Source organism: Paenibacillus sp. FSL R10-2734, from assembly GCF_037963865.1.
Taxonomy (GTDB): Bacteria; Bacillota; Bacilli; order Paenibacillales; family Paenibacillaceae; genus Paenibacillus_AQ.
On sequence record NZ_CP150170.1, the window covers coordinates 3,182,960 to 3,199,429 of the forward strand.

Genomic DNA, 16,470 nt, shown 5'->3' on the forward strand with positions numbered 1-16,470 from the left:
TAAAAGGCAGAAGTTTTTCTTCTGCCTTTTTTATTTTGATGTCTGATGCCAAGAGCATAAATTTGTACCTAGTATCAAAAATTTCCCCTGTATAATTGCCATTTTTATCAGGGTTATAATTAGGTTGCAACAAAGGATGCTGGTTAGCACTCAGTAATCTAAATGATAGGAGAGGGTTATATGTCCAAGTTGAAAAAAGGATTGACGGCAATGTTAGCTACGATGCTGTTTACTGTGGTCGCTGGTTGCAACAGTGCTCCAAAGGCGAATCCAGATTCTTCGGCATCAAATGATTCCCAAACTTCCACAACTGCTCCTGCCAAAAAGCCTGGGGAAAAGTCTATCGTCAAATTCATGTACTGGGGTTCACCTGCAGAAAAAGCTGCTGTGGAGCAGGCGATCACCGATTTTGAGACAGCTAATCCAGACATTATGATTCAGGGGGTAAACATTCCTGGCGGTGATTTTTATACCAAGCTAACTGCCATGATTGCAGGTAACGAAGCACCAGACCTCAGTTATTCTGGGCCTTGGAAGCTCAAGCTTGGTGAAGATGGTTTTATTTATGAGTTCAACGAGTTAGCCAAAAAGTATCCAGAAATGAGCCAGGAGGGTCTGGTCAAGTACGCTGAATGGAAATGGGCTCCCGATAAGAGTGCAGGTCCTTTTCAAGCAAGTGTAACACCAACGCTCGTGTATAATAAACAGATTTTCAAAGATCTAGGGGTGGAATTGCCTCCTACAAAGGCTGAGGAAGCTTGGAGTTGGGATGAGTTTGTTCAAGTAGCCCAGCAGCTGACTTTAGACAACAAAGGTCGCAATGCGCTTGATCCTAACTTTGACGAAAAAAACATTAAGCAATTCGGTGTGAAGTTCAATACAGGCTGGAATGGATATATGCCATTGGTTCTTTCAAGTGGAGGTAACTATCTATCTGCCGATGGGGCGGAGTTCGGACTGAACAAACCAGAAGCCACGAATGCAATCCAGAAGGTTGCCGACCTGATCAATGTACATCACGTAAATCCAACGCCATCACAGGCTAAGAGTATTCCGGCTCCCGCTACTGCACTACAATCCAAGCGTGTTGCCATGACTGTGGACGGCAGCTGGACCCACGCAGATTTAGCTCTAACGGATATGGACTGGGGCGTCGGTGTTCTACCTCAAATGGGGGATAGCTATAAGACCTTCTTCCATGGAGGCTCGATAATCATATACAAGAATGCCAAAGATATCGATGCCACACTCAAGTTTTACAACTGGATTACTAGTCCCGAAAGCGTTCTGACTTTACATCAGGGCTTGTGGTTACCTCAATACGATAAGTATTACACAGATCCAGAGTATATTGACAAGTGGGCGAATGAGTCTCTTCCCGGTCGTCCTGAGGGATTCCAAGACGCTGTTATGAAGTCTACTTTTGAAAACGCTGTCTTAGCTCCCGAGCAAGGGGTTAAGAACTTTCAAGAGATAGATCCGCTTGTGACAGCCGCATTAGATGAGGTGTGGTCAGGCAAGAAAACTGCTCAAGAGGCTATGGATGGTGTATTGCCTAAGGTCAAGCCATTAATTAAAGGCTGGTATTTCAACGACTGATTAACCACCTGATTATCCCTCCTTGAAACGAACGACGGGTAATTCCGCTGCTGTAGAGAGGAGGGATGTTAATTTTTCGAAAGGAGGCTGAATCTTTGTGGCAACGAAAACTGTGACTTTAACGCAGGGAAGTTCCAAAAGAGCTTTTCGCAAAAATATTACCGGCTACCTGTTTGCGGCACCGGCTATTCTGGGATTTCTAATCTTTACGATTGGTCCGATGATTGCAAGTCTAGCGATGAGCTTTACGGATTACTCAGTAACTGGTGGCGCAGATTATATTGGTCTGAGTAACTTTACGAACCTATTCAGCGGTACAGATCCTTATTTCTATAAGTCTTTGTGGGTTACTTTCTACTACGTTTTACTAAGCGTACCTATGCAGATTGTTTATGCTTTTTTGCTGGCTATCCTGCTTAACCAGAATGTGCGTGGATTGTCCATATGGAGGACTATTTTCTATCTTCCCTCCATTGTGCCTGCGGTTGCTCTTTCCTTGATTTGGTTATGGATATTAGACCCTGATTTGGGTCTCGCAAATGAACTGCTGCGAATGATAGGACTACCAACCTCGCAATGGGTATTTGCGGAAGAGACCGTTATTCCGACATTGGCTGCCATGAGTATGTGGACTACTGGCGGGACTACGATCATCTTCTTGGCAAGTTTGAAGAACATATCTAAGCAAATGTACGAGGCCGTCGAAATTGATGGTGGCAGCGCTTTGCAAAAGTTCCGTCATATTACACTTCCCACGATGACGCCAATCATTTTCTACAATTTAGTTATGACTCTGATTGGCTCTTTCCAGGTGTTCTCACAGGCATACATCATGACGGATGGTGGACCTAATAACGCTAGTATGTTCTATGTATTCTATCTGTATCGTGAGGCTTTTCAATTTTCAAGACTTGGCAGCTCAAGTGCCATAGCCTGGGTACTGTTTATTATCATTATGGTGGCAACGATGCTTATTTTTAAGTCGTCTAGATCTTGGGTCTATTATGAGAATAAGTAGGTGTCAGAAATGAAGATACAATCTAGTCAATATTATAGGAATAAAAGAATAGTCTCAAAAACACTAGTCTATATCATGCTGATTGGTGGAGCGATCTTCGCACTTTTACCTCTTTACTGGCTGTTTCGTAGTTCGCTAATGGATATGGTGCAAATTTTTGAAATGCCGCCTGTATGGATTCCCAATCCTGCTCATTTTGATAACTATGTGCAAGCAATGACAGTGGTCCCCTTTGCTCGATACTTTGTTAACACAACCGTGATTGTAGTAGGTGTCGTTGTGGGCACATTGTTATCCAGCTCGATCAGCGCTTTTGCTTTTGCAAGGTTAAAGTGGAAGGGACGCGACACCATCTTCGGTATTCTAATGTCTGGCATGATGCTTCCATTTGCAGTTACTCTTATACCTACTTTTATTGGGTGGAGTGCATTGGAGCTTAATAATACTTATGCACCGCTGATTATTCCCGCATGGTTTGGAGGCGGTATGGCGAACATTTTTATGCTCCGGCAATTTTATACGACACTTCCAAAGGAGCTGGATGAGGCTGCCATTGTAGACGGTGCTAATACTTTTACTATCTTTATCAAGATTATTCTTCCTCTTTCAAAGTCCGCTTTGATTGTGGTTGGACTCTTTTCCTTCATGGGTGCGTGGAATGATTTTCTGGCTCCGTTGGTTTATATCAGCTCGCCGGATAAGTACACTGTTGCGCTAGGTCTACAGCAATTCAAGGGCATGTATAATGCGGAGTGGCATTTGATGATGGCTGCTGCCACTGTAGTTATACTTCCTGTCATCATTGTCTACTTTATTGGTCAACGTTACTTTATGGATGGTATTGCCTTAACAGGTCTAAAAGGATAAGGAGAGATAATATATGAACACAGATCTTGGTCGATTGGCTATTTTGGATAAGGGACAAAGCCGCGCAATTAATGCAGAGAATCCCACTGGAGAGAAAGGTAAGGGTGGCATGGCAAGCAGTCATCTAGGGCAATCTCGCAAGGGATCACCCTGCATACCACAAATTGCTCCTGGCGAGACAGCGGTGCTTGCAGATATTGTTGGAGCTGGAGTAATTGAGCATATTTGGATGACTGTCACTAACAAGACCAGCGATCGCAATCCCTTTGTACTGCGTGACCTAGTGATAAGAATGTATTGGGACAACGAGACAATCCCCTCAGTGGAAGCACCATTAGGCGACTTCTTCTGCTGTGGATTCGCACAAGGGACTCAGGTTAACTCCATTCCAGTGGTAGTTATTCCTAACAGGGGCATGAACTGCTACTGGGCGATGCCATTTCGCAAGCATGCGAGAATTACCATTGAGAATCAGTCTGAAGAAGCGATCCCGTCATTCTTCTACCAGATCGATTACTGTAAGTATGACTCACTCCCAGATAACTCAGCTTATTTCCATGCGCAATGGCGCAGACAACGTATAACTGAAAAGGCTAAAGACTTTGTGGTATTGGACGGAGTTAAAGGAGCGGGGCGCTATGTCGGAACCTACCTTGCATTGACCACATTAGAAAGATATTGGTGGGGCGAGGGTGAGATGAAGTTCTTCATTGACGGAGACGACGAGTTTCCGACGATTTGCGGAACGGGAACGGAAGATTACTTTGGGGGCGCATGGAGCTTTGCTACTTACGATGAACATGGGAAAATGGAGGAGATTACTTACTGCACGCCTTATATGGGTTATCCCTATCATTCCAAAGTGGATCAAACCGTTACGCACCCCTGCCATGATGACGATGCTCCTACCATGCGGGGATTCTACCGCTGGCATCTTCCAGATCCCGTGCGATTTGCAAGTGATTTGAAGGTGACACTTCAACAAATTGGCGTTGGACACCGAGGATTATTTGAGCGGCAAGATGACGTGGCTACCATTGCTTACTGGTATCAGACCGAGCCACATAACGAATTCCCAGCGATGGATTCACGCGAAGAACGCTGGCCAAGATAGAAATGCCACTTCTCACTAAATTGCTAGTCATAATGAATAGCAGCATAAAATAAAAAAGTAGACCGGGAGATGAGCATAAGATGGTTGAACGACTGAAGTATCACTTTGAGCCTCAAACTGGGTGGATAAATGATCCAAATGGTTTGATATTTTTCCAAGGCCGTTATCATGCTTTTTTTCAGCATTATCCTTTTGCGCCTCGTTGGGGCCAAATGCACTGGGGACATGCGGTAAGCGACGATCTTGTTCATTGGGAAGAGCTGCCGATTGCTCTCTACCCCGACCAAGAGTATGAGGACAGTAAACAAGGGGGTTGCTTCTCAGGCTGTGCCGTCATTAAGGATGACATTCTTTATCTTATCTATACCTCAGTGTCTGATCAATATGGTCAAACACAGTCGGTTGCCATGAGTCATGATGGAATAAACTTTGAAAAGTACTCCGAGAACCCCGTCATCAGACAGATTCCTTCTGAGGCAAGTTTCGATTTCCGCGATCCCAAGGTTACTCTTATAGATGGAATCTATTATATGGTATTGGCATCAGGGAAGGACGATGTTGGCAAAATACTGCTGTATAAGTCTCTCGATTTGCTAGATTGGGACTATGTAGGGGTTCTATTCGAAGGGTCCGAATATGGAGGTATATTAGAATGCCCAGACTTCTTCCCCTTTGCTGGAAAATACCTATTGATGTTTTCACAGATAGGCTGCGACACTCGTTCGACGATATTTGCCTACGGTGACTTTGATGGCAAGAAGTTGACTGACTTCTCTATACACACGCCACAGATAGGGCCACATTATTATGCTCCTCAGACTTTTCTTGATGAACAAGGTCGCAGAATCCTTATTGGTTGGCTGTTCAACAAAGATGAGAAGCTTAATGGTGGAGCAGACTATGCTGGTGCATTGACTATTCCGTGCGAGCTGAATATGGAGAATGGTAAATTGCTTGCCTATCCTGTCGTGGAAGCACAAGATCTTCTTGACAGCTCTAATGAGTTGGTCGTTGTTGAGAACGATAAAGTTTGGATAAAAGCGAGCAATGTTAGTTTCCCTGTGGAATATAATGGAGTAATAAACACCATTAAGATTCTGCGTGACACAAAAACGATCGAAGTGTTTGTTAACGAAGGTGAGGCTGTGTTTACTTATTGGTATGCCAAATAGATAGTTTATTTCATATTAATTGAAAGGAAGTAGATTCAGAATGAAGAGCTATATCAAAGATTACCCTCGTCCTCAGCTGGTCAGAGATGCTAGCAGCTGGGAAAACCTGAATGGAAGCTGGGATTTTGCTTTTGACGATGATGGTGTAGGTATAAAACAAGGCTGGCATAAGAACTTGAGTAAGCAGTCGGAAATTCTGGTACCGTTTACACATGAAACTGAATTAAGTGGGATTGGTGATGAGAAGCAGCATGATCATGTATGGTATAGTCGCAGCATAAGTGTGGATGCAGCTAAGCTGGATGGCAATCGGCTATTTATACATTTCGAAGGTAGTGACTATGTTACAAAGGTATGGGTAAATGGTGACTATCAAGGTAGCCACACGGGTGGGTATGCACGGTTTTCTTTTGATATTACTGATAGTATACAGCCAGGAGATAATATGGTTACTGTGATGGTAACAGATCTTTCTGATGAACAACAAGCTCGCGGCAAGCAGCGATGGATTGACAAGAATTTTGGGTGCTGGTATGTGCAGACTACTGGAATATGGAAAACCGTGTGGCTAGAATATGCACCTATTACCCGCGTAGAAACTATAAAGCTGACTCCAAAGCTTAGTGAAGCAAAGATTGAAATCGAATGTGATGTTGAATCCAATATTTATGGAAAAGACATTACTATAGAAGCAATTGTCACCTACAACGGAAACTTCATTAACAGCTGCAGCATGTCGGTGTTAAAAAAACATATTACGCTTTCAGTCGACCTATACAACCCACAGGAGACCGAGTGGGGGATACATAAATGGACTCCTGAGAATCCAGAGCTATACGACTTAGAACTACGCCTGAATAAGAATGGAAAAGCAACAGATGTCGTACTGTCGTACTTTGGTATGCGTGAAATTAGAATTGATGGTCAGAACATTCTGCTCAATGGTCATCCGATTTATCAAAGACTGATGTTGGATCAAGGATATTGGAAAGAAAGTCATCTCACACCGCCATCAGAAGATGCGCTAATTGCGGATATCGACCATATCAAGCGGCTGGGCTACAACGGTCTGAGAAAGCATCAAAAGATAGAGGATGAAAGATTTCTTTATTGGTGCGATGTGAAAGGCATGCTCGTATGGAGTGAGATGGCTGCTGCCTACCAATATAGTGATTTTGCTGTGGAACGATTCATCACCGAGTGGATGGAGGTCGTTCGTCAGAACTATAATCATCCTTCCATAATTACCTGGACTCCAATCAATGAGTCTTGGGGTGTGAGAGAAATCAAGACCAACCAAACACAACAAAAATTTACCGAAGCGGTCTATTATCTCACCAAAAGTTTCGATCCTTATCGCCCTGTTATTGTAAACGACGGATGGGAGCACACGATCTCCGATATAATTACATTGCATGATTATACGGAGAAAGGTGAAGAGCTTCTTAAGCGTTATACCGAGTATAAAGACGAAGTGCTGGGAAATAGACTTTATCACTGCCTGGACAGATCAGCTTTTGCCGAAGGCTATGGGTATCGTGGACAGCCGGTTATTATAAGCGAATATGGTGGGATTGCTTTTAATAACGACGATAATGGCTGGGGATATGGTAACAAGGTCACCTCTGAGAAAGATTTTATCGCACGTTTTGACGCCATCACTACAGCCATTAAACAGATTCCTTATTGTAGCGGCTATTGTTACACGCAACTGACCGATGTCCAACAGGAGATTAACGGTTTAATGACTATTGATCGACAGTTTAAGGTGAATCCAGATGAGATATATGAAATTAATTTACGTCAAGTGAGTATCTGCCATCGTCAAATAAAATAACATAGCTATTTAAAAATTGAAGCCTTTAGCTTTTATAGTAGAGGTTTCTTTTTTGATGAGTGAATCTTCAGCTATTTAATGGAAATTGTATATCGCATAAAATAATTATGTCGTAATATTATATACTATATGTCGCATTTAGCTACTAATAAAGGGTTTTGTTATATGATATTTTATAGTTAGATGTCAGAATAACATATATACGGGAGGCACAAGCAAATGACGATTAGAATTGGTAAAATTAGCTTTTGGCATGTGCATGCTTGGGACTATACGAAACAAGCTCAAGAGCATGAGGATACTATATTGACTGCCGTTGGGGATGAAGATGCAGAGCGTGGAAAAAAAGCTGCCGAAAGCTTAAATGTTCCTTTTTTCGAATCACTGGATGAGCTGCTTGCGCAAGAGGATATAGATGCTGTTATAGTGGATGCGCCAACCAATGTGCATAGAGATGTTATGGTGGCTGCTGCCCAAGCGGGTAAACATATTTTTACGGAAAAAGTGATTGCCCCAACGTTAAAAGAAGTCAACGAAATTATTTCAGAGATTGGCGAGAGCAAGGTGAAGTTTACGGTCTCCTTACCTCGTCTAAATGATGGCTATACATTATCCATTCAAGAAGTGCTAAGTCAAGGGCTGCTCGGAAAGATTACGTACGTTAGAGTTCGCTTATCCCATAATGGGGCAACGGAAAACTGGCTTCCAGAACATTTCTATAGCTTGGAACAATGTGGGGGCGGAGCTTTGATTGATCTTGGCTGTCATCCTATGTATTTGACGAAGCTATTCTTAGGTCAAGATGTGACCGGTGTAAGTGCTAACTTTGGTTACGTAACTGGCAAAGAAGTAGAAGATAATGCAGTGGTGACGCTATTTACGGATTCTGGCGCTATCGGTGTGGTGGAGGCTGGTTTCGTGAATAGTCATTCGCCGTTTACGATCGAGGTACACGGAACAGAGGGAACACTGCTTTACGGAACACCAGAGGATAAGCTTCTTCTTAGAAGTAACAAATCCACTGATCAAGAGGAAGGCTGGAAAGAAGTAGCGCTACAAACCAATCGCGAAAGCGCATTCCATCAATGGGTTAATCATATTCGCAATGATACCTTCGCTACCCAGAATGTTCAAATCGCTGTGGAGCTCACGAGATTAATGGAAGCGGCAAATCGTTCTGCTAAAGAAGCTCGTATGATTCGGTTAGCAGATCTAGACGCTTAATGGTCTCCACCTGTTAGGAGGATTTAACATTGAGTAACTTTCCCTATGAGATGATGTTTGAGAAGCATGATATGCTCGAGAGATTGGATATTTCGATCGGGTGGGGACATTACGAGATAACAGTTCTTAGATTTCATTTGACCTCTTTTCCACCGGGAAGAGTCATAGATTTTCATAATCATTCCGAATTCGAATTTCATTTTATTCCACGAGGAAAGGGAGAAGTTATTCTTGGCGATTTAAAATACCCCTTATCTGAGGGAATGCTCTATTTAACCGGACCGGGTGTCATGCATCGTCAAGAGGCGGATCCAGAAGAATCCATGGAAGAACTGTGTCTACATGTGGACATCAAAGAGAAGATCAGAGAGGATGTAGATCCATGGGAGGTTGCGGAGGCTGAGACATGTGTTCAGAAGCTTAAGCAATTACCACTGATTCCAGCACAAGATTATCACAGCGCTATGAAGTGTTTTCTTGAAGCCTATGAAGCTTGTGAGGGTAAACTGACGGGTTACTATACTTCCATTAAGCATCTCGTAATCAGCATTTTATTAAGGGCAGTAAGAGCATATGATTCAGGTGAAATCCGTACAGAAGCGCCTGTTAGAGATATGTTAGCTTATCGGTACCACTATGCCATTCAATATATGGAAGCTAATTATTCAGGAACCGTTACCTTGGAGAATGTTGCAGAAAAGCTGAATATTAGCTCCAGGCAGTTGCAACGAGTATTTAAGCAAGTAGATGCTGAGAAATCTTTTAGTCGATCGCTTGAGGATATTCGATTACAAGCGGTCTGCCGAAAGCTTAAGGAGAGTAATTATCCGATAGAACAAATCGCCAAATCGGAAGGGTTTACGAATGCAACGTATTTGCATATCGTATTCCGCAAACGCTTAGGCATGACTCCGGCGACTTATCGAAGTGCGAAACAAACCAATTTGAAGTGAGGGTGAATGATATGAGTAAAGTTTTTCGCGTAGGAATTATTGGATGTGGTGGAATTGCGAATGGCAAGCATCTACCAAGCTTGAGCAAGCAAAGTAAAGTAGAGATCGTTGCTTTTTGTGACATTGTTAAAGAGCGGGCTGTTGATGCGGCTGCAAAATATGGAAGTGCTGAAGCTATTGTCTATACCGATTATACAGAATTATTGAAAGATCATTCGATTGATATTATTCATGTGCTTACCCCTAATGATGCTCATGCAGAAATTTCAATCGCTGCTCTTGAAGCAGGGAAACACGTCATGTGTGAAAAACCAATGGCCAAGACGGCGGCAGATGCCAAACGCATGGTTGAAGCGGCGAAACGTACAGGCAAAAAGCTAACCATTGGATATGACAATCGGTATAGAGAAGACAGCTTATTTTTGAAAAAAGCATGTGAGTCCGGGGAGCTTGGACATATTTATTTTGCGAAAGCACATGCCATTAGACGGAGAGCTGTACCGACATGGGGAGTTTTCCTCGATGAAGAGAAACAAGGCGGCGGCCCGCTGATCGATATCGGAACCCATGCCCTCGATCTAACCCTTTGGATGATGGATAACTATAAGCCAAAAGTCGTGCTGGGTACTAAATATCATGAACTGTCTCAAAAAGAAGAGGCTGCGAATGCTTGGGGACCGTGGGATCCGAAGAAATTTACCGTTGAAGATTCAGCTTTTGGAATGATCGTGATGGAGAATGGCGCCACGATTATGCTGGAAGCGAGCTGGGCTCTCAATTCGCTGGATGTACATGAAGCTAAATGCAGCTTAAGCGGGACTGAAGCAGGCGCAGATATGAAGGACGGACTTAGAATTAATGGAGAGAAATTCAGCAAGCTGTACACCAATGAAATTGAGCTTGGCGCTGGTGGAGTAGCCTACTATGAAGGAAAAGCAGAGAGTGCACCTGATATTGAATTAAGAAAGTGGATCGAAGCCATCGAACAGGATAAAGACCCTGTTGTAACTCCTGAACAAGCTTATGTTGTATCGCAGATATTAGAAGCGATTTATGAATCTGCACAAACGGGTAAGGCTGTGTATTTGGATTAGAACTAAAGATGGGCTAGGTAAGTTCATAGTTATAAGAAGATAACCACCTTTATAGGGTGGTTTTTTCTATTATTAGGTAGGAATAAATCAAGGGAACTTTACAGAAACTTTATTCGATAAACGTTACTATTTTGCCAATTCAGGAGGGGTTGTTATAAAACCATTTATTGTAATAGCAGCATTCTTACTTGTTACCGCTTGTTCGAATAATGAGTCGGCAAACGAGCAAATGACTGCTAAACAAACGAATGAAATGCATGCTAAACAAACAAATCATGAAATGCATGCGCGTAATGTCACTACAAAGTCAAACAAGTCAAACTTAACTCAAGCCTCTTCCATTTCCACAATGGATGCAGGGAATTCAAGAATTACGGCTAAACAAGCAGCACCTGCTAACGATTCGAATTGGCTAGATTGGCTCATGAGAAATAATGCACCAATAGGCTCAGGAGGTCAAACTGGAGTTGCGCAGCCATCCGCTAATCCGCAAATGACCGCCAATCCTCAGATGACCGCCAATCCGAATCCGCAAATGACCGCCAAACCTCAGCAGCCTGCCAATACGTCTCAAGCCGAACAGAAAGTGTTGGAATTGGTGAATAAAGAAAGAGCGAACGCAGGCTTGAAGTCACTAAGTTTGAATAGCGAGCTCTCAAAAATGGCTATGGCAAAAGCGAAGGATATGCATGACAACAATTATTTTGATCATCAGTCTCCGACTTATGGTTCTCCGTTTGATATGATGAAGGCATTCGGGATTAGCTATAGCTCAGCGGGTGAAAACATCGCGAAGGGCCAGAAGACCGCGGAGGAAGTAATGAATCAATGGATGAACAGTCCTGGTCATCGTGCTAACATCCTGAACAGTAGCTTCACCGAAATTGGAATAGCTTTATATAGCAGCGAATGGGTTCAAGAATTTATTGGTTTGTGAGTAGCAACTTAACAGCATCAAAGGTGATAATAACTCATGTCAATCGACATGGGTTTTTATTTGTTTGCACATGCACGAAAAACTACTGTAGCCATTGTTTGGTAGTTTTTATTTATAAGTATTTGTTATGTAGTTAAATACTTCCATTTCATAGTATGATAAGAGTATTGTTTATTACGATAAAGAATACATGCTTGTAGATGAAAGTAAGGAGCTGAGAGTATTGACAGCAATAACTAAAGCGGAGCAAATCCGCATTATCGAATATGATCCATCTTACGCTGGAGCGGTCGCTGAGATGTGGAACCGCAGTAATGAAAGCTGGGGTGGCGGCACCAACCAGAGAACAGAGGATATGGTGCGCAGAGAGATGGAGATTTCATCCAATCTATATGTGTTTCTCGCCGTTGATGGCAAGGAGGTCGTTGGGTTCTGCAGTTTCGCTCACTACCGTCATGACGAAGGTGCGTTGTATGTACCGTTATTGAATGTACGACCTGATTATCATGGTTACAAGGTCGGTCGCAATTTAATTCTGAACGCCGTCCGTAAAACAGTCGAAGCAGGTTGGCCACGCCTAGATCTTTTTACCTGGGCAGGCAACACAAAGGCTGTCCCGATGTATAAGAAATGCGGATTCTTCTGGGAACAAAATGAGGATTACGTCCATCTGATGAACTTCATTCCAACCGTTCTGCAAACAGAAGCGCTTGCTCCTTATTTCGAGGAGCTGGATTGGTACGCAGATAGCACCCGCGAACTCCCCATCGAGCCAGATGGTCGCCGAGAGCGTGGTTTTGATTTCTTCGATTACACTTGGCAAAAGGGAGAACTCTCCTTGCGGGCAGAATTCGAGAAGAGTGGTCGCGGGCTGACCGCCCTGGACACACCAGATTATGAAATTTCTACTGAGATCGAAGATCATGATCTTGTGTTCGGCTCCACCTACAAGATTCGCTACCACATCAAGAATCGCTCTACATCTGAGCTTTCGATTGAGATTAAAGGCGAAAATGATAAAAATATTCGGTTTGGCTTGGTCGCTGCACCGATGCTCGCCCCAGGGGAAACGGTCATTGTAGAAGGGGATTTTGAGCTTGATTCTGTTCGTGAGGAGCAGAATGATAAGAAGACCCATCCTGCTGTTGTAAGCAAATGGATCATCGGTGGCAAGAAGGCTGAGTTCCGCATGGGGGTCGCGCCTAAATTTCCGGTCAAAATGAAGGCAGCGCTGCCAACAAGGGAACTTTATCTAGGTCTTCCAGCCGAACTTTACCTGAATGTGGAGAATAATTTTGCTTCGGAAGCAGAGTTCTCTTTTGACTTGCCGGAGGATGAATTCTTGGAATGGACAGAGCGTTCGATACGCTTCTCGATTCCAGCTAAGGGTAAAACCTCTGTGCCAGTACCCTTCACGCTGCGGTCATACGGTCTTTATTCACGTGATGTTGAGGTAACAGCCATTCCGATTGGGAAGAAGGCCGTTTCCTTTACAAGTAACTTGTCCATGCTAATGAAGGGCACACATGGCCGCTATGGTGGACAAAATGGGGATCAATGGGTCGCTGTGAACGGCGCATACTCCCTCCATATGGGCAAGCTCGACAGTGCCATGTGGATTGAGTATCCCGGCTCAAGTCACAACTTCTGGTGGACCTATCCGAAGCTAGGCAAGCCATTCTCAGAAGAATTTTCCAAGAAGCAAGCCAAAGAAGTGAAAATCTACTCGGAAGGGGAAAGTCAGATTCTTAGTGCCCTCTACGAGTCGGAAGAATTCCCAGGTCTGGAGATAACAACGGTGGTTAAGCTGTCCGCAAACGGAATTGCTGAGTTTCATCATGAGATCTGTAACACCAGCAGCAATACGCTGGAAGAGAACATGTATGTGCTGACGAATTTCGGTTTCTTTGGCAAGCAACTTATCCTCCCATATCAAGGCCAATTTGTAGACATGGGAGAGGCTTACTCCGGTGATCCAAGTCGTTGGGACAGTGCCCAAATTACGGAGAACTGGCTGTTCTGCAAGGAAGAGAACGTTACATGTGGAATCTGCTGGGATCCTTCACTGAAGCTGCTTCGTCCAGAATACACACTTGGGCTAGAGCATAATCTTGGCCGGATTTCCGCTGGAGATGTCGTAAGGACAAAGGCGACTGTTTTTGCGCTGAACAGCTTTGTCAGCTGGTCGGATTTTCGTTCCTTCGCCCGAAAGCAAAAGAATCCAGTCGCACCGTTGCTGGACAATCATCTGGAATTAACACTTGGCGGCGGAAATCCTTTTGCATCAGGTGAACTACATGCAGAACTTATTGAACGTAAGATGACTCCACTTGCTGGAAGCCTCGAACTGTATATTCAAAACGATACCGGAGCGGAGCGGAAGGCTGCTGATATGGAGTTACATAGAGAGCAGGATTTACGTTCAGCGGGCTTTGAAATCTCTACTGAGGAGAAGAAGTCGTCGGGACAAAGCGAATCCGGTGGGAAAATCCGGGTCGTCTATCGTGGAGAGGATCGCGTTCAGGAACGGTCGGGTCTTTGGTTCCCACAGACGGAAACAACTATAGCTTGCGAGATGGAAGAAGGTCCTGCAGGTCCAATATACACGGTGAGCAACGGAATTCTCTCCATAGCGGCTGCCCCTGAGTTTGGAAGCTTCGTGCATTCTCTGAAACACCAAGGAGAGGAATGGCTGGATAGCTCCTATCCGGTAGCGGTTCCGCGTTCTTGGTGGAATCCTTGGCATGGTGGACTCGGTGTGGGAATTCCAGGAATGGGAGGCTTCAGTCGGTTACTGGAGCCAAGAACGGCGGACTTTGTAGAGCGAGCGGATGTTTACGGCAACGTCTGGAAAGGTCTAAGAATCACCACATCCATCGAGAAGCAAGAAGCGAACCGTGGAATCACTATCAACCAGCATTACCTTATGCTCCCCGGCGTCCCAGTGCTCTGTGTAATGCATTCGGTGACCAACGAAAGTGGATTGACCTTGCCGCATTACTCACTTTCGGAGGATAGTTACTTCAAGCCTTCGGCACAATTATCCGAAGGATGGATGGAATTCCCCGAGGAAGGCAAGTTCCTGCTTGGAACGGTGGAAGCCCATTTTGATTCTAAGGGGATCATGAGAATGGGTGCAGCTTCGCGTAAGGATCTGCTGCATATTGTGAATAGTTATCCCAATCAGAAGGGTTCAGCATATGTAAACAATCAGGTGTTTAATTACGGTGTGAATCAACACCTTACGCTGCTGGATGGAGAAACTGCTTGGACACAGCCGAGCTTCCTGATCATTGGGGAGATAGCCTTTAATCCAGAGGATGTATATGGCCTATTGAAGCTCAGCTTTAACAGCACTAATGACAGCAAGGAGACGACAAATGCCAATTATTGATATTCACATTCATCTATCGGACATCGATAGCTTTCATCAAACAGCTAAAGATCTCTCCAAAGTCGAATATACTGCAGCTGGGCTCAAGGCGGAGTTTGACAAGAACGACGTCGTTCTCGGCATTGGAATGGGGGTAACGGAGCAGACGAAGGGAGCCTTTCCTGACTCCACCTCACCTAATCCGATGAGCCTTGACCTGGAAGAAAGTGTTCCACCGTTCCTAATGGAATGCGTTGGCATTAATCCAAACATGCTTACTGGGAAACAAGCCCTCGAGGAGCTGGACCGAATCGAAGCGCGGCTGCAAGCACCCGAGGTAGCCGGAATTAAGCTGTATGCAGGATACTATCACCATTACGTCCATGACAAAATCTATTCACCAGTCTATGAGCTGGCTGCCAAGTATGGCGTGCCTGTGGTCATTCATACTGGTGATACGTATTCGATGAATGGATTGCTTAAGTACTCGCATCCTCTTACCGTAGATGAATTAGCCTACCAGCAGCGGAGCGTGAACTTTATGATCTGCCACTTAGGTGATCCATGGGTAATGGACGCTGCTGAAGTGGTGGCTAAGAATCCGAATGTCTATGCGGATTTGTCGGGCCTCGTTGTCGGTGATCGGCCCCATTTCGAACGTTTCATGAACGAGCCCTTGTACATGGACCATTTTCGTCGGGCGCTTATTTACTCCGATCACTACGAGAAAATGTTGTTCGGAACCGATTGGCCGCTCGCACCCATTGGTCTGTATGCGGAATTCATCCGCAGACTTGTGCCTGAGCAACACCACGAGAAAGTATTTTACGAGAATGCCTTTAGGCTGTTTCCGCGCATCGAGCAGCGGATTGCCGCACTCTAAACAGAGCGGTGTCAGCACAGCTAGAATATAACGAAACACCAGTGAATAATGTACAGGCAAACAAGCCACCCCTTAGATTCGTGCGAAGGGGTGGCTTGTTTTTTTGTGAAAGGAGTGGTCTTGTTAATTACTCTGGTTGTTGTCGGCGTACTCGGGTGATTGATCCTGTGATGATGGCGACTGCTGCGGTAGCCAATTCTGAATCATTGGCCACAATAAATAAGTTATTGTGCCTATGATCATGAAATTAAAGAGGATAAGTTCTGAGGGAATCATTACGCGCATTGATGCAATTAGATTTCGAAATGATTCTTGTAAGCTAAAGAGTGAAATGATGTCAAGCAGAAAGATAAGTGCTAATACTGAGACAAATAATAGTAAAGTTACGAAGATTAATTT

At 44.2% G+C, this 16,470-nt stretch carries 12 protein-coding genes; all 12 read left to right on the plus strand.

The features are described 5' to 3' along the window. Positions 1 to 180: 180 nt before the first annotated feature. The 12 genes from NSS67_RS13905 (at position 181) to NSS67_RS13960 (ending at position 16,071) form a co-directional block, all read left to right on the plus strand. Positions 181 to 1,599 (plus strand): sugar ABC transporter substrate-binding protein, encoded by a 1,419-nt coding sequence (locus tag NSS67_RS13905; protein WP_339320086.1) that lies wholly within the window; start codon positions 181 to 183, stop codon positions 1,597 to 1,599. A gap of 97 nt (positions 1,600 to 1,696) precedes the next feature. Then, positions 1,697 to 2,617: a sugar ABC transporter permease gene (locus tag NSS67_RS13910; RefSeq protein ID WP_339320087.1), complete on the plus strand. Its 921-nt coding sequence runs from the start codon at positions 1,697 to 1,699 to the stop codon at positions 2,615 to 2,617. Between the two features lie 9 nt (positions 2,618 to 2,626). Beyond that, on the plus strand, positions 2,627 to 3,484 hold the full coding sequence (locus NSS67_RS13915) for a carbohydrate ABC transporter permease (RefSeq protein WP_339320088.1): 858 nt from the start codon (positions 2,627 to 2,629) through the stop codon (positions 3,482 to 3,484). Positions 3,485 to 3,497: 13 nt separating this feature from the next. After that, positions 3,498 to 4,598, plus strand: a complete 1,101-nt coding sequence (locus NSS67_RS13920; RefSeq protein ID WP_339320089.1) for a glycoside hydrolase family 172 protein — start codon at positions 3,498 to 3,500, stop codon at positions 4,596 to 4,598. Positions 4,599 to 4,678: 80 nt separating this feature from the next. Continuing rightward, positions 4,679 to 5,770, plus strand: a complete 1,092-nt coding sequence (locus NSS67_RS13925; RefSeq protein ID WP_339320090.1) for a glycoside hydrolase family 32 protein — start codon at positions 4,679 to 4,681, stop codon at positions 5,768 to 5,770. Between the two features lie 40 nt (positions 5,771 to 5,810). After that, a complete protein-coding gene (locus NSS67_RS13930) occupies positions 5,811 to 7,607 on the plus strand; it encodes a sugar-binding domain-containing protein (RefSeq protein WP_339320091.1) in 1,797 nt (598 codons plus the stop codon). A 219-nt stretch (positions 7,608 to 7,826) separates the two neighbouring features. After that, entirely contained in the window at positions 7,827 to 8,831 is a 1,005-nt protein-coding gene (locus tag NSS67_RS13935) for a Gfo/Idh/MocA family oxidoreductase (protein ID WP_339320092.1), read from the plus strand. Between the two features lie 29 nt (positions 8,832 to 8,860). Continuing rightward, positions 8,861 to 9,784, plus strand: coding sequence for a helix-turn-helix domain-containing protein (locus NSS67_RS13940; protein ID WP_339320093.1), 924 nt, complete (start codon positions 8,861 to 8,863; stop codon positions 9,782 to 9,784). Between the two features lie 11 nt (positions 9,785 to 9,795). Further along, entirely contained in the window at positions 9,796 to 10,878 is a 1,083-nt protein-coding gene (locus tag NSS67_RS13945; RefSeq protein WP_339320094.1) for a Gfo/Idh/MocA family oxidoreductase, read from the plus strand. 253 nt (positions 10,879 to 11,131) lie between these two features. Continuing rightward, complete coding sequence (locus NSS67_RS13950) at positions 11,132 to 11,815, plus strand: CAP domain-containing protein (protein ID WP_339320095.1); 684 nt, start codon at positions 11,132 to 11,134, stop codon at positions 11,813 to 11,815. 223 nt (positions 11,816 to 12,038) lie between these two features. Further along, a complete protein-coding gene (locus NSS67_RS13955) occupies positions 12,039 to 15,209 on the plus strand; it encodes a GNAT family N-acetyltransferase (RefSeq protein ID WP_339320096.1) in 3,171 nt (1,056 codons plus the stop codon). After that, positions 15,196 to 16,071 (plus strand): amidohydrolase family protein, encoded by an 876-nt coding sequence (locus NSS67_RS13960; protein WP_339320097.1) that lies wholly within the window; start codon positions 15,196 to 15,198, stop codon positions 16,069 to 16,071. The genes NSS67_RS13955 and NSS67_RS13960 overlap by 14 nt, the downstream gene beginning before the upstream one ends. The last annotated feature ends 399 nt before the right edge of the window (positions 16,072 to 16,470 follow it).

What these genes read in the sequence shown, in the direction of transcription:
- NSS67_RS13935 (WP_339320092.1), top strand. Translation starts at nt 7,827, where the DNA reads ATGACGATTAGAATTGGTAAAATTAGCTTTTGGCATGTGCATGCTTGG.
- NSS67_RS13915 (WP_339320088.1), top strand. Translation starts at nt 2,627, where the DNA reads ATGAAGATACAATCTAGTCAATATTATAGGAATAAAAGAATAGTCTCA.
- NSS67_RS13905 (WP_339320086.1), top strand. Translation starts at nt 181, where the DNA reads ATGTCCAAGTTGAAAAAAGGATTGACGGCAATGTTAGCTACGATGCTG.
- NSS67_RS13920 (WP_339320089.1), top strand. Translation starts at nt 3,498, where the DNA reads ATGAACACAGATCTTGGTCGATTGGCTATTTTGGATAAGGGACAAAGC.
- NSS67_RS13950 (WP_339320095.1), top strand. Translation starts at nt 11,132, where the DNA reads ATGCATGCTAAACAAACAAATCATGAAATGCATGCGCGTAATGTCACT.
- NSS67_RS13930 (WP_339320091.1), top strand. Translation starts at nt 5,811, where the DNA reads ATGAAGAGCTATATCAAAGATTACCCTCGTCCTCAGCTGGTCAGAGAT.
- NSS67_RS13945 (WP_339320094.1), top strand. Translation starts at nt 9,796, where the DNA reads ATGAGTAAAGTTTTTCGCGTAGGAATTATTGGATGTGGTGGAATTGCG.
- NSS67_RS13925 (WP_339320090.1), top strand. Translation starts at nt 4,679, where the DNA reads ATGGTTGAACGACTGAAGTATCACTTTGAGCCTCAAACTGGGTGGATA.
- NSS67_RS13960 (WP_339320097.1), top strand. Translation starts at nt 15,196, where the DNA reads ATGCCAATTATTGATATTCACATTCATCTATCGGACATCGATAGCTTT.